The organism is Parasedimentitalea huanghaiensis, from assembly GCF_009753675.1.
Taxonomy (GTDB): Bacteria; Pseudomonadota; Alphaproteobacteria; order Rhodobacterales; family Rhodobacteraceae; genus Parasedimentitalea; species Parasedimentitalea huanghaiensis.
Genome location: NZ_WQLV01000015.1, coordinates 1 through 19,417 on the forward strand (window position 1 = coordinate 1; position 19,417 = coordinate 19,417).

18 protein-coding genes and 1 pseudogene are annotated in these 19,417 nt (G+C 56.1%); 4 read left to right on the top strand and 15 right to left on the bottom strand.

The features are described from left to right. Positions 1-657 (top strand): annotated as a pseudogene (locus GO984_RS18990) (integrase core domain-containing protein); the annotation flags it as partial. A 311-nt stretch (positions 658-968) separates the two neighbouring features. Here the strand turns inward: GO984_RS18990 and GO984_RS18995 are convergent. Continuing rightward, positions 969-1,652, bottom strand: coding sequence for an IclR family transcriptional regulator (locus tag GO984_RS18995; RefSeq protein ID WP_167740422.1), 684 nt, complete (start codon positions 1,650-1,652; stop codon positions 969-971). Positions 1,653-1,821: 169 nt separating this feature from the next. On the opposite strand from GO984_RS18995, the gene GO984_RS19000 reads away from it, so the two are divergent. Then, entirely contained in the window at positions 1,822-3,015 is a 1,194-nt protein-coding gene (locus tag GO984_RS19000) for a CaiB/BaiF CoA transferase family protein (protein WP_157024168.1), read from the top strand. After that, the gene (locus tag GO984_RS19005) at positions 3,012-3,821 is read left to right on the top strand and encodes a citryl-CoA lyase (RefSeq protein ID WP_157024169.1); all 810 of its coding nucleotides are present in this window, start codon (positions 3,012-3,014) and stop codon (positions 3,819-3,821) included. Before GO984_RS19000 ends, GO984_RS19005 begins: the two co-directional genes overlap by 4 nt. 66 nt (positions 3,822-3,887) lie before the next feature. Here GO984_RS19005 and GO984_RS19010 read toward each other — a convergent pair whose 3' ends face one another. Continuing rightward, the gene (locus GO984_RS19010; protein WP_167740423.1) at positions 3,888-4,592 is read right to left on the bottom strand and encodes a cyclic nucleotide-binding domain-containing protein; all 705 of its coding nucleotides are present in this window, start codon (positions 4,590-4,592) and stop codon (positions 3,888-3,890) included. Between the two features lie 219 nt (positions 4,593-4,811). Here GO984_RS19010 and hemA point away from each other — a divergent pair, with 219 nt between their 5' ends. Continuing rightward, positions 4,812-6,035: a 5-aminolevulinate synthase gene (gene hemA, locus GO984_RS19015; protein WP_157024171.1), complete on the top strand. Its 1,224-nt coding sequence runs from the start codon at positions 4,812-4,814 to the stop codon at positions 6,033-6,035. A 60-nt stretch (positions 6,036-6,095) separates the two neighbouring features. On the opposite strand, the gene GO984_RS19020 is transcribed toward hemA, so the two are convergent. The 13 genes from GO984_RS19020 to GO984_RS19080 form a co-directional block, all read right to left on the bottom strand. Further along, positions 6,096-7,166: an NnrS family protein gene (locus tag GO984_RS19020; RefSeq protein ID WP_157024172.1), complete on the bottom strand. Its 1,071-nt coding sequence runs from the start codon at positions 7,164-7,166 to the stop codon at positions 6,096-6,098. Continuing rightward, positions 7,163-7,933: a sirohydrochlorin chelatase gene (locus tag GO984_RS19025; protein WP_157024173.1), complete on the bottom strand. Its 771-nt coding sequence runs from the start codon at positions 7,931-7,933 to the stop codon at positions 7,163-7,165. The genes GO984_RS19020 and GO984_RS19025 overlap by 4 nt, the downstream gene beginning before the upstream one ends. Next, positions 7,890-9,440 (bottom strand): cytochrome D1 domain-containing protein, encoded by a 1,551-nt coding sequence (locus GO984_RS19030; RefSeq protein ID WP_157024250.1) that lies wholly within the window; start codon positions 9,438-9,440, stop codon positions 7,890-7,892. The genes GO984_RS19025 and GO984_RS19030 overlap by 44 nt, the downstream gene beginning before the upstream one ends. 7 nt (positions 9,441-9,447) lie before the next feature. Further along, positions 9,448-10,671 (bottom strand): heme d1 biosynthesis radical SAM protein NirJ, encoded by a 1,224-nt coding sequence (nirJ, locus tag GO984_RS19035; RefSeq protein ID WP_157024174.1) that lies wholly within the window; start codon positions 10,669-10,671, stop codon positions 9,448-9,450. Positions 10,672-10,675: 4 nt separating this feature from the next. Then, positions 10,676-11,170 carry a siroheme decarboxylase subunit beta gene (gene ahbB / locus GO984_RS19040; protein WP_157024175.1) on the bottom strand — a complete coding sequence of 165 codons (495 nt, stop codon included), beginning with the start codon at positions 11,168-11,170 and terminating at the stop codon, positions 10,676-10,678. Beyond that, positions 11,167-11,616 carry an AsnC family transcriptional regulator gene (locus GO984_RS19045; RefSeq protein ID WP_167740424.1) on the bottom strand — a complete coding sequence of 150 codons (450 nt, stop codon included), beginning with the start codon at positions 11,614-11,616 and terminating at the stop codon, positions 11,167-11,169. Before GO984_RS19045 ends, ahbB (GO984_RS19040) begins: the two co-directional genes overlap by 4 nt. Then, positions 11,613-12,602, bottom strand: coding sequence for a siroheme decarboxylase subunit beta (ahbB, locus tag GO984_RS19050; RefSeq protein ID WP_157024176.1), 990 nt, complete (start codon positions 12,600-12,602; stop codon positions 11,613-11,615). The genes GO984_RS19045 and ahbB (GO984_RS19050) overlap by 4 nt, the downstream gene beginning before the upstream one ends. Before the next feature lie 3 nt (positions 12,603-12,605). Further along, positions 12,606-13,745 carry a cytochrome D1 domain-containing protein gene (locus GO984_RS19055; protein ID WP_157024177.1) on the bottom strand — a complete coding sequence of 380 codons (1,140 nt, stop codon included), beginning with the start codon at positions 13,743-13,745 and terminating at the stop codon, positions 12,606-12,608. Further along, on the bottom strand, positions 13,742-14,101 hold the full coding sequence (locus GO984_RS19060) for a c-type cytochrome (RefSeq protein ID WP_157024178.1): 360 nt from the start codon (positions 14,099-14,101) through the stop codon (positions 13,742-13,744). The genes GO984_RS19055 and GO984_RS19060 overlap by 4 nt, the downstream gene beginning before the upstream one ends. Then, positions 14,094-14,861, bottom strand: a complete 768-nt coding sequence (gene cobA, locus GO984_RS19065; RefSeq protein WP_157024179.1) for a uroporphyrinogen-III C-methyltransferase — start codon at positions 14,859-14,861, stop codon at positions 14,094-14,096. Before cobA ends, GO984_RS19060 begins: the two co-directional genes overlap by 8 nt. A 208-nt stretch (positions 14,862-15,069) precedes the next feature. Continuing rightward, positions 15,070-15,486 (bottom strand): cupredoxin domain-containing protein, encoded by a 417-nt coding sequence (locus GO984_RS19070; protein WP_157024180.1) that lies wholly within the window; start codon positions 15,484-15,486, stop codon positions 15,070-15,072. A gap of 57 nt (positions 15,487-15,543) precedes the next feature. Beyond that, positions 15,544-17,343, bottom strand: a complete 1,800-nt coding sequence (locus tag GO984_RS19075; RefSeq protein WP_157024181.1) for a NapC/NirT family cytochrome c — start codon at positions 17,341-17,343, stop codon at positions 15,544-15,546. 198 nt (positions 17,344-17,541) lie between these two features. Beyond that, positions 17,542-19,218 carry a cytochrome D1 domain-containing protein gene (locus tag GO984_RS19080; protein WP_157024182.1) on the bottom strand — a complete coding sequence of 559 codons (1,677 nt, stop codon included), beginning with the start codon at positions 19,216-19,218 and terminating at the stop codon, positions 17,542-17,544. Between the last annotated feature and the right edge of the window lie 199 nt (positions 19,219-19,417).

The window sequence follows — 19,417 nt, forward strand, 5'->3', positions numbered from 1 at the left end:
ACAAACCTATTATCGCTGGAAGAAGAAGTACGGCGGAATGGGCACAGAACAACTCAAGGAACTGAAGCGGCTCCAGAGGGAGAATGAGCGCCTGCGCCGGGAAGTATCGGATCTGACTCTGGACAAATTGATCCTGTCGGAGGCCGCCAAGGGAAACTTCTGAACCCCTCGCGTCACCCTGCTTGCAGCGACTTTGTGCGTAGCCAGATGAACGCTTCCGAACGTCGCGTTTGTCGCGTCTTGAGTCAACACCGATCCACGCAACGGTGATTACCACAGGGGCGTGCTGATGAAGACCGCCTGGTCGCATACATTCGATCAGACAACGGTCCCGAGTTTATTGCGGAAGCGGTTAGAAACTGGATCAAAGCCGGTGGAGCTAAGACGGCCTACATCGAGCCTGGATCGCCCTGGGAGAACGGATACTGCGAGAGCTTCAATGGGCGATGCGCCCCTCTTATGCATGTAAACATGCACTGCCGGGCAGTGGATGAATTGCTGAACGGTGAAATCTTCTACTCGCTTCGTGAGGCCCAAATCATCATCGAAAGCTGGAGGAACCACTACGACACCAAACGACCACATAGTGCTCTGGGATACTGTCCACCCGCGCCAGAGGTCATCCTCCAGAAGGTCCAAGGGCCGACAATACACTAACTTTCAAATTGGATCACTTAACTGGGGCTGCTCAAACGTTTCGAGAACATTGGACAGAGATGAAGGTGAGCAATCTTTAAGCGGGCACTCGATCTTTTGATCTGTACATAGGTTTGATGGTTTAGTTCGCAGGGTGCCTTGATGCTCGGTGATTTAACAGAACTTTTTGAGCATGCCTGAGCAAAATTTTGAGGAAATTGACACCATGAGGCGCTTGATTATCACCTTGTGCGTACACGATTTCTCAAACTCAGGCCAAGCTGTCTTAAGGTCAAAAACATGGAAGAAGGGCGTGTTTCCTTTTGGCCTGGTTAGTCTAAAACCTGTGTGGCAAGACGTGCTTGGCTTGTCTTGAGCAACTCAAGCATAGTTTTTTGCGCATCGTCACTAAACCGCGTGATCAGGCCAGAAACGGCCAGTGCACCGACAAGGCGGCCGGACCTTGTAAGCAAAGGCAGAGAAATAGCTGCAACTTCGGGATCTCGCTCACCAAAAGAACTACAGAAGCCTTGAGTTCTGATTTCGGTCGCCTGCTTCGTTTTAGCACCAGAAAAGGCCAATAGGATTTTACCGCTCGCACCATGTACCAGTGGCATGCTGGCTCCTTCAGTGATTGAATGCCGAATGGCACGCTTCGGCTCAGCCCGGTAGAGACAGATCCGGCTTTCACCTTCTCGGATATAGAAAGAAGCAGTTTCATTTGTGGCGTCGCACAGTGCTTTTAACTGGGGGCGTACAACTTCGGCGAGATCAAAGGTCTGACGGTAGAAGGCGCCCAGCCGACCAGCCGCTGTTCCAAGCCGGAACAGTCCAGTGTCCCCACGAACCAGAAATTCGAATCTCTCCAATGAAACTGCAATGCGAAGGATAGTGCTTTTGTAAAATCCGGTAAGGCGCGACAGCTCAGCCAAGCTGAGTTCCACTGTGCCAGCGTCAAAACAGTTCAAAATTTTCAACGCGCGATCAACGGCTTCCACACCCTTTGCCTCGGTCATCTTTTGACCCCAGTTCTTGCCTTTGACATTTACCTGGTTTTTATCATACCGTTCTGATGTGAGCAACTTTGTTCTGCTAGATAGAACGGATTTTCCAAGACATGCCCAACCGAATTTATGGTCCTGCCATTCCTGATGTTGGGCGAAAAGGTACGCAAAGGGGCATCTTATGTCTAAACCGCTAGAAGGCATTCGCGTTCTTGACTTAACCAATGTTCTGGCCGGGCCGTTTTGCTGCCACCAGCTTGCTCATCTTGGTGCCGATGTCATCAAAGTAGAAGCAGTAGGCCGGGGGGATCTGGCGCGCCAACTGGGCGCTGATCCAGAGCTGAATGCAGTGGGGATGGGGGTGTCATTTCTTGCGCAGAATGCCGGTAAAAAATCGGTCACCGTCAACCTTAAGCACGCGCGGGGCAGGGCGCTGTTCTTGCGCTTGGTAAAGACAGCAGATGTTGTGGTTGAAAATTTCAGACCGGGTGTAATGGATCGTTTGGAAGTCGGATATGAGGTGCTCAAGGATCTAAAGCCGGACCTGGTTTATTGTGCAATTTCTGGCTTTGGGCAGGATGGTCCCTGGGTGCATCGCCCAGCCTATGATCAGATTATTCAGGGCGCTTCGGGCGTCATGTCGATCACAGGCGATAGTGAATCCGCACCTTTGCGAGTTGGGTATCCGGTTGCTGACACCGTTGGAGGCATGACCGCCGCCTTTGCCATTGCCGCGGCTCTGAACAGCTCGCCCCGAGGCAGCTTTATTGATGTTTCCATGCTCGAGTCGGTGTTGGCGACGATGGGTTGGGTGGTATCAAATCACCTGATCGCCGGTGTCGAACCCTCTGCAAATGGCAATGAAAACATCACCTCTGCGCCTTCGGGTGCCTTTAGAGCAGGGGAGGGGCTGATCAATATTGCGGCGAACAAGGATGAACAATGGGTGCTGTTGGCCGCACATCTGAGGCTCTCGCATCTTTGTGAGGATCCTGCCTATGCGACCCGTGAAATGCGCAAGAGAAACCGACTGGCGCTTAAAGCCGAGCTTGAGTCCGTTCTGGAAACTAGACCTGCACGCGACTGGGCCAAAGAACTGAATCGGATTGGTGTTCCCGCGGGAGCGGTTTTGACGGTCCCCGAGATACTGGAGATGCCGCAAATCGCGGACCGCGGTTTCTTGTGCGAGTTCGAAAATGTGCCGGGCGTCGGCCGCGACATCCAAGTGGCAACAACAGGGATCAAGATCGACGGCGAGGCCCCCACAACAGATGCGCCGCCACCGCTGTTAGGTGAGCATAACGTGCAGATCTGGGGGGAACTGGGGTTGTCAGAAGATGAATTGAATAACTTGAAAAAGGACGGGGCGGTATGAGCAATCTGCGCAGCGATGTGTCCGACTGGTGGACAACCGAAATCATTGACATGGTGCCCGGGCAGATCCGGTTCCGCGGTCACCCAATCCAGGATCTAATCGGAAATGTAACGTTCCCACAAATGATTTGGCTGATGACCCGTGGCGCCTTGCCAACGGACGCACAGTCCAAATTGCTGGAATGCGCTCTAGTGGCGGCTGTTGATCACGGACCTCAAGCGCCATCGATTGCAACAGCCCGGATGGCAGTGACCTGCGGATTAGGTCTGAACGGGGCGATGGCATCGGCGGTCAACATGCTGGATGACGTGCACGGCGGCGCAGGGGAACAAGCGGTTGAGCTATATAGTTGGATTGATGACGCCGTTCAGGGCGGACAGGACTTGGCTGCGGCAACCGCAGAGATGATCGACCTCTGGCAATCCAAGCACACGAAATTCGTACCGGGTTTTGGGCACCGTTTTCATAAGCCCGAAGATCCCCGCGCGCCCCGGCTGTTAGGCTTGGTTGATGAGGCGGCAAAAAATGGTGTTGTCAGTGGCCGGTTTGCCGAAATTGGCCGCAGCCTTCAAACCACTCTCAACTCCCGCAAAGGCAAAGCTGTTCCGATGAACATCGATGGTGCAACCGCGGTCATTTATGCGGAACTGGGTTTTGCTGGACCTTTGGCTCGTGGATTGTTTTGCCTATCTCGTTCAGTGGGTGTAATCGCCCATGCCTGGGAGCAGATGGAGCAGGGCGGTCGAAACAAGGGACCAACACCTCCGGCCTACCGCTGGTCTTACAAAGGGCCCAATCCTATATGAGATGGATGCCACTGGATCGGCCGGCAGAGGCGGTGGGGCTATCACCCTTCAATCAGTCCGCTGTACTTACGCCTTGTTCCATGCATCCGCTGGATCGTCTTCAGTATATTCGCGAAGTCGTTTTGCGTCCGCAATTGCGGCGTGGTTTTTCTTGATCTGTACGCCGGCTGTCTTGAGGCGTGCAAATGCCCGGCTCAGGCTTTCAGGCTTCATCCCCAGACGCCCGGCAATCAACACCTTGTCATAGGGCAGAATGACTTCGCATGGGCCACTGTTGGACCGGCATAGGGTCAATAGGAATTCTGCCACGCGCTGTGCCCCGGTTTGGGCCTTTAACTGCTCCAACTGTTCGACAAGCGAATGTAGATGCATAAAGGTCGAGGCTAGAATGGACAGACCAATCTGAGGATCTTCTTTCATCAGGGAAATCAGAAGCGAGGAAGGGATGTGCATCACCTCGGCAGCGGTTACGGCTTCGGCTGATACAGGGTAATTGTTGCCCCTCAGTGCCACAGCCTCACCAAAACTCTCGCCACATGCAAAGATACTTACGACTGCTTCGGCGCCATTCGGGGCGACCCGGAACAGTTTAACCCAGCCGTCAATCACAACATGGATTGCGGTGGCTTCTTCGTCTTGCAAAAAGATATTTTCACCACGTTCATAATGACGAAAATGTGCATGCGAGAGCAGGGTCTCTATGTGCTGTTCTGGCAGTGAACGGATTAACAGTGAATTGCGCGCGATTGCCTTGTAGTGCTCATGAGCCACAGTTTGGGATCCCCTCGGTTTCCGGCCCCGTTTGCGGACAGGCCTTCGTGAATTTAAGAGCCAAAAGCGCAACCACAGGAAGCACCTTTCCTTCTGTATGCGGCGCCCAAATGTCTCTCGATCGCTGCAACCTTGACCTTAGTCATGGATGCGGCTGGCGCCCCGGACCATGATCCGAGTCAAATAGAACAACCAAAATCAGCCACCGGAGGCCAGAAAATGGATTTCGAACGCTATTTCGAAGATCGCCTGCAAGATTTGAAAGACGAAGGGAACTATCGGGTTTTTATTGACCTGGAACGCCGTCGGGGTGAATTCCCTCAGGCTGGTCAAACCGATGGTGAAACCAAACGCGAGGTGAAGATCTGGTGCTCCAACGATTACCTTGGCATGGGGCAACATCCTGCTGTACTCGAGGCGATGCATGACGCGCTTGATCGTTCCGGTGCTGGGGCTGGGGGAACCCGTAATATTTCAGGCACCACCCATGCGCATGTGCTGCTTGAAAAGGAACTCGCGGATCTGCACGGCAAAGAGGCGGCTCTGTTGTTCACCTCTGGTTACGTTTCGAACTGGGCTGCGATCGGGACATTGGCAGCCAAGATCCCTGGATTGATTGTCTTTTCCGATGCTCTAAACCACGCCAGCATGATTGAAGGTGTCCGCCACTCTCGCGCGGAAAAGGTGATTTGGAAACACAACGACGTCGACGACCTGAGGGCCAAGCTTGCGGCAGCACCGGCAAATGCGCCTAAGATGATCGCCTTTGAATCGGTTTACTCGATGGACGGTGACATCGCACCGATCAAGGAGATCTGCGACATTGCCGATGAATTTGGCGCCATGACTTATCTGGATGAGGTACACGCGGTTGGGCTTTATGGTCCGCGAGGCGGCGGCATTGCCGAACGCGAGGGCCTGATGGATCGGCTAACGGTGATTGAGGGCACACTGGGCAAAGCCTTTGGTGTGGTTGGCGGTTATATAGCGGCCAGTATTGCGCTATGTGATTTTGTACGCAGTTTTGCCAGCGGGTTTATTTTCACCACTGCCTTGCCGCCTGCGGTGGCGGCAGGTGCAGCGGCTTCGGTGAAGCACCTGAAATCGTCGCAAGCAGAGCGGGACCAGCAGAAGGAACGCGTGGCTGAGGTGCGCGCACGGCTAGACGCAATTGGAATCGAGCATCTGGCGAACCCGAGCCACATCATACCAGTGATGGTTGGCGATCCGGTGAAATGTAAGTTTATCTCTGATACGCTATTGGAAGAGTTTGGCATCTACATTCAGCCAATTAACTACCCAACTGTGCCCAAGGGAACTGAACGTCTTCGGATCACACCAAGCCCAGTGCACTCAGCCGAGGATATCGACCATTTGGTCGAGGCGCTTGGCTCTCTCTGGGAACGTTGCAAAATCGCCCGCGGGCCCATTGCTGCGCAATAAAAGCAAGTCTGTGACCCTCCGGGGTCGCAACAGCATAGGTATAGGTCGACGCGCCCTGCGTTAGGGACGCGTCGATTTTGTTTGTGTGTGTTTGTTCTTTCGCGAGCCGACAAAAACAGGGATCTGCGGCGGTCGGCGGCAATGATTGATGAGCTGGATGAGGGTGATACCCCAGCAGATGATCCAGAGCACAAGTGCCAATGGTACTGAATCCATCAGACGTGCAAATGTCGCCGCATGGAGCGCGGCGGCTGCGATGAGGCTGGCGGGCTGGGCGATCAGAGCAGTCGCAGTGCGTAGGGCAAAAATGCGGGATAAAAAGGCGTGGATCATCCCGCTGATTGCCCCGATGGTCAGCATATGAAGCGCAAAAGAGGGCGGTACAGCAGACGTTGTCATCATCAAAAGTGATGTGATCAGCCAAAGCCAGGGCGGCAGCAACATCGCATCCAAAGGAGGCGCAAGGAGCGGCCAGCGGAGCATTTGGCAAAGTAAGATAAGGCCCGCCAGCATGAGCCAACCAGGGTGCGGTAGAACTGCGGTGCCAAGGATAAGAAGCGGCGCAGCGAGGTAGAGGGCTAAATTATCCGCCGGTTGAGAGTGACCCGTAGCGCTAGCTAAAAAGGCAGGTAACGCGCGCGCGCCAACTGTTGCAATCAGCGCCGCAAGCATAAGCGGGATGCTCTCTGTTGGAAGGTCGGGCAGTAATGTCGCAAGTGCAAGCAGTGCAGGGGCCAAAGGAGCCCAGAGGCGGCTATAGACGCCAGTACGCAATATTGCTGGGGCGAGCGTGGCAGACAGGCCAATAAAATATAGTGCTTCAACGGGCCCCGGCATGAGGCGTCCAAGGACCCAAAGCAATGTGAGCAGGCCAATGCGTGCAGGGGTGGCGCGCTCTTTGGTCCAGCCGGGCAACACAGTGAGCAAGTAAGCCCCGATGGCAGCCCCAGCAAAGCCAAAAATTAACAAACGGGCGTGGAGCTGGGGATCAGTTCCGGCCAGCAGTGGTCCGGCCAGTGCTGCCAGTACAGAGCAGAGCATCAACGGCCGGTGTGGGGTTCTCCAGAAACCGGGCCAGAATTTGGGCTGAAGAAACTGGAAAACGAGTCCTTCGCCCGCTGTGGGACTCATGCGCAATCCCCTGAAGTATGGGCGGTTTCCAGGGCTCGAGCGATCAGGTCCGGAACCAAAGGTTGGTGTCCCAGAACAGGCAATATCACCCCCTGAAACTGCGCGTCCTGTAGTGCGGCGGCGATGTCCTTGGTGATGTGGCCACCATCACGGGCAAAGAAAGGCAGGCAGAGCGCTTGCTGGCTCAGGTCGGCGGCGGTTTGCGAAATATGCGGTGCTTGATCCAAATAACCAACTTGAACGCTGGCACATGGCAGTCGTTCCGAGAGTTCCTCGGCCAAATTCTGTGCTGCGACAGCGGCATTTGCACTGCGTTTCGATCCGTGTGCTGCCACAACGATATGTGTGAGTTCCGGGGTCCAGAAGCGCCAAGTAATTTCGCGCAAGATCGTCAGCGCGGCCAGAGTTGGTAGTTCGGGGTCAGTTCCGAAAGGCTGTAGGTATTGGAGTGGGAAAGACGCAAGCCGTCTTGGCAGTGCCTCTCGGACAAACCACCCTTCGGTCATGAAGAATGGATAGACCAGCGCCCGTTGGGCGATGCCCTTGACCGCAGTCTCTAGCGCGCCGGGGCAGGCCATTGTGGCAGACTGAATTCGCCAGCCACTCAAGCGTTCCTGAACCTGCACCGCCAGCCGTGCCAAAGCCAACTCAGACGGGTTTGAATCACCCGGCTGGCCATGGGCCACGATCAGTGCCTCACGGGGGGCAAGGCTGCTACAGTTTTCAGTGGCTGGTGCCTTCGGAAAAGGTGATTTTATTCCAGACATTGTATTTCCCCGAGGGTTTCCGCATGGGCAGACGTTTTACGATCTCCAGTGTCTCGGCGTCGTAAACCAGTACCTCGCCGTCATCTTCCCAGACCGAAACCAGCGCGTATTTACCGTCCTTGGTGAATTCGACATGGGCGACGGTCGCACCGGGTACAGGTGCCAGAGTTTTGACGATCTCAAGAGTTTCCTTGTCGATCACATGCATCTTGTCGCGGTTCGGACCAAAGAACACATCAGCCCAGACATAGCGCGAGTTTTCATGGCTGCGCATAAAGAAGCCGGGGCCCATGGTCTCGATCCGCTTCACGGTTTCCCATGTCTTCATGTCGATCACCGAAATGGTGCCGTCTTTCAGGTGTGGCGTTGCCATGACGGTGGTGTCGCCGTATTTCCAGGTGATACCAGAGCCAAGGTGCGGCATGCCGGGCAAGTCTAGGTCGGCAACTTTCTGGCCGATCACCAGATCAATCACCTGACCACCTTCGCCACTGCGCGAGGCCCCCATGACGTATTCATAAGTCTGGTCAAAGAAGAAGTCGTCCAGATAGTCTGGCGTGGTGATCTTGCGCAGCGGGAATGGGATGTCGGTATGGGCCAGCCCTTCGGTGCGCCAGTCATGGGCAAAGCCAAACTGGGGTGGGTTCTTGCCATAGAAGATTTCCCAGATTTCCGGCACGTCTTTCAGCGCCAGAACAAAGCTTTCGCGTGGCGGCGCCTGATACACGGCGGACACCCGGCTTGGGGTGCCGTCCTTGCCTTTGACCTCACGCACGGTGGCAACGGTCAGGTCCTCAGTAGATAGAATAGTCAGGGTGTTGGGCAGATAGTTGGCCACGGCCAGCCACTTGCCATCTGCGCTCATCGCAATGTTACGGCTGTTAAGCCCGGCGCGTACCCGGCCCACCTCTTTCAGCGCGTAAATGTCATATTTCTGTACCCAGCCATCGCGCGACATGATGAACACAAAGCGGCCCTTGGGATCAAACTTGGGCCCGCCATGCACGGCAAATGGGGTTGGAAAGCGGTCGAGCACCTCGAATGTATCGCCATCCATCACGCTAACATGATGGTCGCCGGTTTCCACCGCCAGCGTGATGTTCATTGGGTCTGACGACCAGACCGGCGCGTTGACCTGAACATAGTCCGGGTTCAATTCGCGGCTGGCGTTGATCTGTTCCTCACCCCATGCGGGGATCTCATCCAACGGGGTCTTCAGCCAAGCGGCAAGTTCAGTGATTTGGTCGGCAGTCATGTCCTCGGCAAACGCGGGCATTTGGGTTGCCGCGCGACCCTCGGTGATCACATTGGCCACCTTAGGACCGCGCATGCGTTTCAGCGTTTCAGGGATCAGCGCCGGGCCGGTGCCGCCAAGCCGGTTTTCACCGTGACAGCTGGCGCAGTTTTCCTGATACAGCGCTTCGGGGCCGGCAACAGCAGGGCCGCCAATCAGTATCAGCGCGGACAGGGCCGCGCCCCAGGTTGCTTTCTTTGTCAGGGAATTCATAGCAGTCTTATCCAAAAAACCGATGTGCCGGGTCATGGCTTTTTCCTTTGAACGGAGTGACTTCCAGCCGAGGTTCGGAGGTGTCGACGCCGATTTCAGTGTCATTCAGGTAGCAGGCCGGATCCTCGGCCCAGGGGTTGCCCGTCAGTTGCAGGGCGCGGATGCGGGTGTTGCCGCCGCAGACGTCCTTGATCTTGCAACTGCCACAACGTCCTTCCAACGGACGGGGACGGGTGCGCAGGGTTTTCAGCATTGCGTCTTCGCCGGTCCATAGCTCGGTGAACGGGGTTTGTTTGACATTGCCCACGGTATAGTCCGACCAGTATGTATCGGGGTGGACCTTTCCCAGAAAGTCGATGTTGGCGACCCCAAGGCCTGAGGAGTTGCCCCCCCAGGCGACCAGATGGTCGCGGACATGGGCCGTTTGTTCGGCACTGAAATTGCGGCTAACCCAATCAAGGAAGTAACCCGCATCAGCATCATTGTTGCCGGTGACAACATCCAGTGGCGTGCGTGCGCCGGTTAGCCCTTGCCAGGCCCGTTCGATTAGCATGTCCATGCCCGCACGGGTGCGCTGGTGGTGGGCGTCTTCGCCACGGTTCTTGTCACCCCGACCAGCATAGACCAGATGCGACAGATAAAACTTGTCCACGCCTTCGTCGTCACACAGTTGCAGCAGATCGGGCAGGTTGTGCTGGGTGCCTTCGGTCAGACAGAACCGCAAGCCAACCTTGACTCCACGCTTTTTCAGCGCACGCACACCGCGCACGGCTTGGTCAAAGGCACCATCGACACCGCGGAACCAGTCATTGGTTTTACCGATACCGTCGATCGAGATACCGACGTAGTTATAGCCGATATCGGCAATCTGGTCTGCAGTATCGCCGTGGATCTTGGTGCCATTGGTTGATAGCGCCAGAACCCGAACCAGCTCACGTGCGCGTTTGGCCAGCGGGGTCAGGTATTTGCAGTCCAGCGGTTCGCCCCCCGACAAGATCAGCGCGGGCACTTTGAAACGACCCAGATCCTCCAGCGTTTCCATCGCCTGTTCCTGGTTTAGCTCACCTGGAAAATCCACATCGGCGGACACGGTATAGCAGTGGCGGCATTTGAGATTGCAGCGACGGGTCAGGTTCCAGATCACCACCGGTTTGACCATTCCCTCACCACGTCGCTTGCGCACGGGTGTCGGGTTGATCAGCTGGGTCATGTACTCGGACATGCGAAACATGGGATTACCCTCGTTTGCGGAGCCGCAGCCCCGTTTTTTTCAGAATACGCTTGGAATAGAGGATGTCGTGACCGTGACAGGCGTCGCCAAGTATAGCGGCAATTTCAGCGCGCTTGGCTTCGACCTCGTCAGGTGTGTCCCCATGGACCATAGCAAAAAGGTTATAGGGCCAGCCCTGGTCTCGGGCGCGGGGCCGTTCGTAACAATGGGTGACAAAGGGCAGGGCACCGATCTGTGCGCCAAGCTCGGCCACCTGAGCGTCCTCCACGTCCCAAACGGTCATCCCATTGGCGACCATTCCCAGCTTGTAGTGGTTAGGTGCAGCCGCAATACGGCGAATTGCACCGCTGTCTTTCATGGCCGCAATTCGTGCGACCAAATCCGCTTCGGACATGCCAAGTTTACCAGCAACCTCGGCATAAGGGGCCGCTACGATTGGCAAACCTCCCTGAAGTGCAGCGATGATTTCGCGATCTGATATCTTTGTTTCGACGCTCATGCCTTTACCCGGAAGCCTATAAAAAATTCCTGCAGTTTCGGAAAACACAGCACTTGCAGCCCTGTCTTCTCCTCGATCCGCTCGGCAGTTTCCGCGATGCCCTCGGGCGTTTCGGTGGCCAGCACGAACCACATGTTCAGTGTGTGATCGCGTTCATAATTGTGCGCCACTTCAGGGAAATCATTGACTTCGATCATGACTCTTTCGAATTGATCGGAAGGAACGGCAATTGCACACAGACAGAACGCACCGCCCATGGCTGCGACATCAAAAAACGGCCCAAATCGGGTGATTGCGCCCGTTTCCTTCATGGCCTCGATACGAGAGATGACATCGGCCTCGGACAGACCGAGTTCCTTGCCAACCTCGGCAAAGGGGTGAGAGGACAGCGGCAGGTCGTCTTGCAGACGGTTGATCAACAGGCGGTCGGTGTCGTCCAACATCACGCGGCCCTTCCTTTGGTGCGGGAAATTAGCGCGCCGGTTTGTTTGAAACAACGTGTGGAAAACAGCACCTTGTGCTTGGCATCGGCCAACTCTGGCAGGGCTGTTGCTGCATCAATGACCTCTTGCGCAGCGGACCGTGTGCGCGCATGCACCATGTTGTATAGGCGATAGGGCCAGACACCGGGCACGGGGCGACGTTCATAGGCCAACGTCACACCTTCCAGTGCTGCAAGCGCCTGACCGGCGGCTGGCACTTGCTGTTCAGGAATATCCCAAACGACCATCGCATTGGCGGACCATCCTAGCGCCCGGTGGCGCACAATCACACCAAGGCGTGAGATGATGCCCGCGTCATGCAGCGTTTCGATCCGATCCAACACTTCGGACTCAGATCGGCCAAGATTGGTCGCAAGATCCCAATAGGAACGCGCGGTGATTGGCATCCCACGGGACAGGACCTGCAACAGGTCTCGGTCACCATCCTGCAGTGCGCAAAGGTCAACAGGCCTTGGTGGAACCAGCTGGCGGGGGCCGTTCATGCGGAACCCGAGATCTACATTAAAGGGACGCATCAAGCGCAGATCCAGAACCTGTAGACCAGTAGCGTCTTGTATTTGTTTCAGCGAAGCATCCACATCTGCGCGGTCTGGCCCAGTTGCCACGAACCACAGGTTCCAGTCATCTTCGCGTTGGTAGTTGTGGTTCACTCCATGCTGTTCACCAATGATTGCAGCTACTTCTTCCAACCGCTCTGGCGGCGCAGCTACAGCGGCCAAAGTACTGGCCGAGATGGCGTTGGGTGCGATGGTGGCACCCACTCGGCTGATGCGACCTGCGGCCTGCATGGCGTTCAAGCGTGCGAGGACGTCATCAACGGATATTCCAAGTTCACTGGCAAGAGTTTCAAACGGGCGCGGGGTGATTGGAAAATCACGTTGCCAGTCATCCAGCAGGCGGCGGTCAATAGGGCAGGCAATACCTTGCATGGCTTACAACCCTGTCCGGTGGGCGCGCGCGGTGAAAAAGATCCCAGATGGGCTCTCGGCATCAATCTCGCGCAGCTTTTCAAAGGTGCGGGTGTCGTAGACCATGATCTTTCCGGCGTCCCGAACGCTCAGCCAGACCTCGTGCCCGCGCGGAGTGAACTCCATGTGCAGCACGGCTGGACCGGGTTGGAACTGGTGGATAATTTCCTTGGAAACGCTGTCGATTACCTGAATTGTATCGTTCAATGGGTGGGCGAAGTTGACCCAAACCTGCCGCCCATCGGGGCGCGCCATGGCAAAGACCGGCTGACCGTGGGTTTTGGTCCGTGCAGTTTCCTCCAGCGTGTCGGCATCCACCCATAGGACCTCGTGGTGGCCCACAGCGGGGAGAACGAATTCGGTGCCCGTAAGCGCCCAACCTTCAAGGTGAGGCATCTTGTAGACCGGCATTTCCTCTTGTCCGCGACCATAGTTTGGCAGCACGCGGATGGGTTCGGGGTTTTCGTCCCACAGGTCTAGCGCGGTCATACCGTCCTCGCCGAACAACCCGGTGATATAGGTGCGTCCATTGGCTGTGATCAGCGCATCATAGGGGCGGTCGCCCATATCAGGGATGCGGGTGATCTGGGGTTCGGCCTCTGTCAGGTCGGCAATCCATGTTTCGCCCGTGTCCCAGACGGTGAAGACAAACCGACGGCCCGGAGCATCGACCAGACCAATGGTTTTTCCGCCGGTTGGGATATCCAGAACCAGCTCTAGCGTATCGGCGTCAAAGACACGCACGCCGCCGGGCTCGTAATTCGACACTGCAACCAGTTTACCGTCGTCCGAGATTGCGCCACCGATGGCATTCCCCGACTGCATCACACGGTTGACGATCTGGCGGGTGGTGATGTCCAGCTTGGTCAAACCTCCATCGCGGCCAAAGATATAGGCAAAGCGTTCGTCTGGGGAGTAGACCAGACTGGCATGACTCAGGTCGCCAAAACCTTCGATCCGTGCGAGTGCGGCGCGTTCTGATTGATCTACCAGCAGGACCGATCCGGTAGCCCGTTCGATAACAACGCCCATGTCACCGGTGGCAACAGTTTCTGCGCTGGCGGTTGAGGTAAGCAGAAGGGCGGCGGCGAGGAGTTTTTTCATTTCGTTTCTCCGGTTAGGAGGTAATCGGCAATCCACTTGGCCTCTTGTGGGCTCAACAGTGGACGCCAAGGGGGCATGGGGGTGTCAGGAATTCCGTCAAGGATCACCGTGGTCAGAACGTCACGGTCATAGAACTGCATCGCCTCGGGGGTGATTTCGGGGCCAAGCCCCCCCATTAGCGTCAAGCCATGGCATGAACCGCAGTCCTGATGGACGAACCGTTGTAGGGCAGCTGGGTCAACCGGGTCGGCAGAGATGACGGTTGGGGATAACACCACCAGTGCGGTTCCCAGCACCCGGGCCAAGCCTCGACCCAGCCCGAGTTTTGCTGCGACATTGGGAATGAGGCTAGCCATGGGCCTTTGCCTGTTCGACGATACTCTCATCGTGACGTTCCGTATAAAGCGAAACCACCTGACCGATGATGAACAATGTTGGCGGCTGCAGCTCCGCTTCGCGGGCATCCTGCGCGATTAGTCCAAGTGTCGAAGTCATGCGCTCTTCGTCGGCCGAGGTGGCTTTGGAAATTGCCATAACCGGGGTGCTGGCGGGCAGGCCTTCGGTCATCAGCCCCACGGCAATTTGGCCGATGTTGGCGACACCCATGTAGACCACAAGTGTTGTTTCAGGGTCGGCTAGGCTCTTCCAATCTAGGTCCAGCACCTTGTCAGCCTGACGGTGGCCAGTCACATATTGTACGCTGGTCGCAATGCCGCGATGGGTGAGGGGCACGCCGGTGGAACAGGATGCGCCTTGCGCGGCGGTGATCCCGGGGGCGTAGACGACCTCGATCCCTCGGTTTTGCAGGTACAGCGCCTCTTCGGAGCCGCGACCAAAAATCATCGGATCGCCGCCCTTGAGCCGTGCAACTGTGCGACCCATCTGGGCCTGCTCAAACAGGATCTCATTGATGCGATCTTGCGGCACGGGGTGGTTGCGGGGGCATTTGCCGACCGGGATCAGTTCGACCCCTGCTGGACAAAGCGCCATGATGTCGTCCGAGACCAGCCGGTCGTAGACAACGACATCTGCGGACTGGATCATTTTCAGCGCGCGCAGGGTCAGCAGGTCGGGATCGCCGGGTCCGGCGCCTATCAGGGATACTCTACCGTTCATGGTGGTTCTCGCATGCTCCAGTGGTTGTCTTGGCAGAACCCCAAACGCACGGTGCAATCGCGTGGTCAGTGCTGGTCAGCACCTGATGGTGAAAGCAATGCTGGAGATCCTGGCGTATCATGAGGACAGAATGCCGCCGGGCGGCCCAGCTTTCCTTGACTTATGCTAAGGCATATTTGTTTTGCGAAATAACGGGTCCTGGGCGGGACTATTCTTCGACTGTAACCATGCCGATCATGTCGCGGGTTTCCCAATGCGGACCACATAGATAGTCTTGGTCGCCCGGTGTCAGAAATGTGAATTCGACGCTTTCGTCTGGAAAGGCGCGATCGGATTCGGGCATGCCAGCGGTAGGCGAAAGAACGCTGTGACTGGTGCGTTTGTCGACATTGACCCAGCGTACCGTGGTCCCCACCGGAACGGTAATCTGGGCGGGGCAGAAATTGTATTTGTACATTGTCACCACAACCACACCGTCTGCTTCGGACGAGGGCTGGCCAGTGAGCGAGACATAACGTTCCTCGGCCTCGGCACAGATGGCAGCCGGGTCTTTACCTGCGGCATGAGCGGAAGATGCTGCCGCAAGCGACAGCAGGGTAATAGCCAGAGTTGAAGGCGTTCGCATATTAAAACCCCGATGAAGGATGAACGGCGGCCGGAACACCCGGCCGCCGTTTTAGGTTTACTGACCAACCACGTTGACCGTCGCGTCAGGATCATCCAACGCCAGGCTGGTATCCAGCGTCACGTGGTGGAACCGCGCATCAGCATAGTCATCGTGGATCGCAAAGCCGACGGTATAGGACTTGCCGGGTTCAAGCGGTACATCCCCCGGTGTGTCCGAGTTCAGCGGCCGCGAGAACACTACGGTCCACATGCCGGCCGAGAGGGTCGCCTGCGAGGCAAACTCTCCGCCATTTTCAACGCGGCGGTCCAGCAGATAGCCGTTGGAGCCGCTGCCATCCGCATAGACGCGCATCAGATCCAGAAAGGTGCCATCAGCAAGATACTGTTCGATCTCTTCTGCAGACTTCAGCTGATCCCAGCCGCCTTGAGGTTTGCCACGACGTCCCTTGACCTCAACCTTTGTGCGGCTTTCGGTCAGGTACTTGGTGATCATGCCAGTCGCTTCCAGACGCGAAGCCACCTCCCCGCTCGCGGCAATCCCGTCAGCATCCGGGGCAAACGGCATATAGGCGTTGTCAGCATGACAACTGGACCAGCACCCTACCTGATCGCCCATTTCGATACCCGTGCCAGAAATCATCATGGCCACCTTGATCTGGTTTTCAGGATCCATCTTGCCACCTTCAACAAAGGGGGCAGGGGCGTGAGGTGCATCCGGCCATTGCATACGAACATAGAGATTGTCGGCATCATGGGCGGCCTGAACTGTGGCGTTGATGATGCTGCGCTTACCCGGGATTGGTGTTGGCTCCAACTCATCGTTCTTGCCACCACTGCCTGTAACGATTTTGGTGCCAATGGCTTCTAGCTCAGCTGCGTGGCAGGTTGTACATTGATCGCCGCCTTTGGTCAGCGGACGGGCACCACCATGCTGTTTGCCGTTCTGCACCCACTCAAACGAGGCCTGACCGGGATAGAACATGGTCAGATCGGTACTCGCCACAGTGGTCCAGTCGACATCGGCACCAACGGTATCCCCGGCAGCGGCTTCAGTGACCTCGCCTGCAACGGCTGCCCGCTCTTCGGCAATAGCCGCATCAACGGCAGAGGCAATCTGAGCCTGCACGGCTTCGCGATTGGCAGTTTCGGCGGCCCGTGCGGCGGCGGCTTCTTCAGCTTCTACAGCTTCGATATAGGCCAGGCTATCCAGGTAGATTTGCGGAACTTCGCGGATAAACGCTGGATTGGGCGCTTCCAAAGCCTCGAGGTATTCATCAGTCGCACGGTCGCGCACATTTTTGTGGGCGATGCCCTTGTGGCAATCGATGCACGTCTGGCCTACTTCCATCGCGTTCAGGTGTTGTTGACGGGCGCGTGGCTTCTGGAATTCAGGCATCATCGATTCAAAATCGTGACAGTTGCGGCATTCAATCGAATCCGTCGCTTTCATCCGCTCCCATTCGTTCATTGCGAGCGACAACCGGTGGGTTTCGAATTTTTCCGGCGTACTGATACTGCCAGTCAGTTTGCCCCAGAGCTCTTTGGACGCTTTGATCTTGCGGATCATCTTGTGGGTCCAGTCCTTGGGCACGTGGCAGTCAGAACAAACTGCGCCCACACCAGAGCGGTTCACGTCGTGGACGGTGCCCTGATATTCAGCGTATACGTTATCTTTCATTTCGTGGCAGGAGATACAGAATGGCATCGTGTTGGTCGCTTCCATAGCGGTATTGAAACCGCCCCAGAACACAATGCCGGCTATGAAGGCCGCCGTGATCCCCGCTAACGGCATTCCCCAAAGGAAGTAGCGCCGCCAGATGGGCTTTTTCGGTTCAGCTTCGCTGGTCTGGGTCATGTCCAGGCTCCGTCTTGGCTTTGGTTTGGGCTGGCCCAATACAAAGGGCTGCCAATCAGTGTTGGTAGTGGTAGCGGGCAAAAAGCTCGGTATTGGAGGTTGGGTTTTGGGCTCCCTGACCCGTCCCAGCCTCGATGCCGCTGACAAAAAGAAAGGGCAGGCGCCTGGCCCGCCCTTCCTATTGGGTTTTGGGTCACATTATGTGACGTGGTTCGAACGGTTGTAGACGTTGAACTTGCCGGTTGGTGCGTAGAGACCTTTGACGCGGCCAATCTCTTCAAGAGTTTTGGCGTCGTAGATTACGATCTCACCATTTGGTTCAAGCGAGTCAGACATGTTCCATTTGGAAACCCAAACTTCGGTGCCATCTGCGTTGAACTCAAAGTGCACAGCAGCGGTACCTGGAGTGTCAGTGACCTGGATTGTTTTCACAATCTCACCAGTTTCCTTGGAGATAACCTGAACTGATTGCTGAATTTCTGGCTCTGGGTGCTTGGTTTGGTCAGCCCAGTAGTAGTCAGAATTCGGGTGTGTCCGGATGAACAGACCAGCACCGTCAGTTTCAACTTCGTAACAGGTCTTCCAAGCTTGGTCAGGGTGACCTTCGGGATCGTTGCCCCAGACAGTTACAGTCCCGACACCAAGGTGAGTTGTGCCAGCTACAGGACCACAGTTCGGGTCGATCCAGTTGGCGCCAGGGCCAGGGTGTGGCAATGCGGCAGTGTCGATGATCGCTTCAAGCTTGCGCTCTTTGGCATCAACAACAACCATCTGGTTCGACGCGTTTGCGGCGATCTGGAAGTAACGACCTGTTGGATCAAAGAACCCATCGTGCAAGAAGCGCGAGGTGTCGATTTTGTCGATCCGCAGGTTGTCCAGGTCAGAATAGTCGACCTGCCACATCTGGCCCAGTTCCTTCACAGCCACCAGCCATGTTGGCTCGTGCGGGGTGGTGTAGATCGCTGCCACGCGGGCTTCTTCCACATAGTCACCTTCGGTGTTCACGCCGCGTGTTGAAACAACTTTCAGCGGTTCCATGGTGACAGCGTCCGAGATCACGAAGTGTGGAGGCCAGTATGCCCCACCGATGATGTACTTGCCGTCGCCGGATACGGCTACGTCGCGTGCGTCATAGGCAACTTTGACTTCTGAAACCAACATCTTGTCTGGCGTCTGCCAGAGGTCGATTTTGGTCATCTTGCCGTCACGGCCCATAGTGTACCAGAAGCGGCCGGGGTTCTCAGGCTCGGAGATTGAGTGGTGCTCAGATGCTTTGATCACGTGAACCGCATAGCCGGTTGGGATGTGAACCAGAACTTCTTTGGTGTCGCCGTCAATGACAGCCACTTTACCGGCGTCACGCTCGATAACCACAAAGAAGTTTTCCCAGTTGCGGCCGTGCAGCGGCTCGGTTGGGTAGTCAGCTTCTTCAACATAGATTTTGCGAGTGGCTTCCATCTGGGCCAGCGACATTTCTGGCGGTTTAGGCGGATCCATTTGGATATAGGTTGCCATATCCCGGATCTGGTCTTCGGTCATGATGTCCGAAAAGTTGTTCATCCCGCCTTCGGTTCCCCAGGCGATAATTTTTTCAAGACGTTCCTGACCCAGCTTCAGTGTGCCGCCTTCAACAACGGTGCCGTCGGCTTTGGTTGTCTTCACAACCGGTTCAAGATTTTTACCAGTGGCGCCTTTGCGCAGAACACCGTGACAGCCAGCGCATTGTTCAAAATACAGCTGTTTCGATGCGTCAAAGGCTTCCTCACTCAAAGTGGGGCCTTCTGCGAGTGCGGGCGCGGCAGTGGAGCCGAGCAACAATGCAAAGCCAACTCCAAGTGTCCTACGAGCTTTAGTATAGGTGATTCCAAGCGACATGATCACTCTCCGTTTGCTGGTGAGGCGGGGTGAATATGGGTCGGATTCCCTTGTGCGATCCTTGACTTTCGTTAATTGCACTCTCGAATTCGTGATAAGGTTGCCCATTTTGGTCAGCCAGCGTTGAAAGCTGGCGGAATAAGTCGATACGATTTGCGACTTTTCTACGGCTGCTTGACTTTGGATAAGGCGTCGAGAT

Excerpts from the sequence above, each read along its gene's own strand:
- GO984_RS18995 (WP_167740422.1), bottom strand. The coding sequence starts at position 1,652 with ATGACCGAGGCAAAGGGTGTGGAAGCCGTTGATCGCGCGTTGAAAATT.
- GO984_RS19055 (WP_157024177.1), bottom strand. The coding sequence starts at position 13,745 with ATGAAAAAACTCCTCGCCGCCGCCCTTCTGCTTACCTCAACCGCCAGC.
- cobA (WP_157024179.1), bottom strand. The coding sequence starts at position 14,861 with ATGAACGGTAGAGTATCCCTGATAGGCGCCGGACCCGGCGATCCCGAC.
- GO984_RS19075 (WP_157024181.1), bottom strand. The coding sequence starts at position 17,343 with ATGACCCAGACCAGCGAAGCTGAACCGAAAAAGCCCATCTGGCGGCGC.
- ahbB (WP_157024175.1), bottom strand. The coding sequence starts at position 11,170 with ATGAGCGTCGAAACAAAGATATCAGATCGCGAAATCATCGCTGCACTT.
- hemA (WP_157024171.1), top strand. The coding sequence starts at position 4,812 with ATGGATTTCGAACGCTATTTCGAAGATCGCCTGCAAGATTTGAAAGAC.
- GO984_RS19070 (WP_157024180.1), bottom strand. The coding sequence starts at position 15,486 with ATGCGAACGCCTTCAACTCTGGCTATTACCCTGCTGTCGCTTGCGGCA.
- GO984_RS19000 (WP_157024168.1), top strand. The coding sequence starts at position 1,822 with ATGTCTAAACCGCTAGAAGGCATTCGCGTTCTTGACTTAACCAATGTT.
- GO984_RS19025 (WP_157024173.1), bottom strand. The coding sequence starts at position 7,933 with ATGTCTGGAATAAAATCACCTTTTCCGAAGGCACCAGCCACTGAAAAC.
- GO984_RS19020 (WP_157024172.1), bottom strand. The coding sequence starts at position 7,166 with ATGAGTCCCACAGCGGGCGAAGGACTCGTTTTCCAGTTTCTTCAGCCC.
- ahbB (WP_157024176.1), bottom strand. The coding sequence starts at position 12,602 with ATGCAAGGTATTGCCTGCCCTATTGACCGCCGCCTGCTGGATGACTGG.
- nirJ (WP_157024174.1), bottom strand. The coding sequence starts at position 10,671 with ATGTTTCGCATGTCCGAGTACATGACCCAGCTGATCAACCCGACACCC.
- GO984_RS19005 (WP_157024169.1), top strand. The coding sequence starts at position 3,012 with ATGAGCAATCTGCGCAGCGATGTGTCCGACTGGTGGACAACCGAAATC.
- GO984_RS19030 (WP_157024250.1), bottom strand. The coding sequence starts at position 9,440 with ATGAATTCCCTGACAAAGAAAGCAACCTGGGGCGCGGCCCTGTCCGCG.
- GO984_RS19060 (WP_157024178.1), bottom strand. The coding sequence starts at position 14,101 with ATGGCTAGCCTCATTCCCAATGTCGCAGCAAAACTCGGGCTGGGTCGA.
- GO984_RS19080 (WP_157024182.1), bottom strand. The coding sequence starts at position 19,218 with ATGTCGCTTGGAATCACCTATACTAAAGCTCGTAGGACACTTGGAGTT.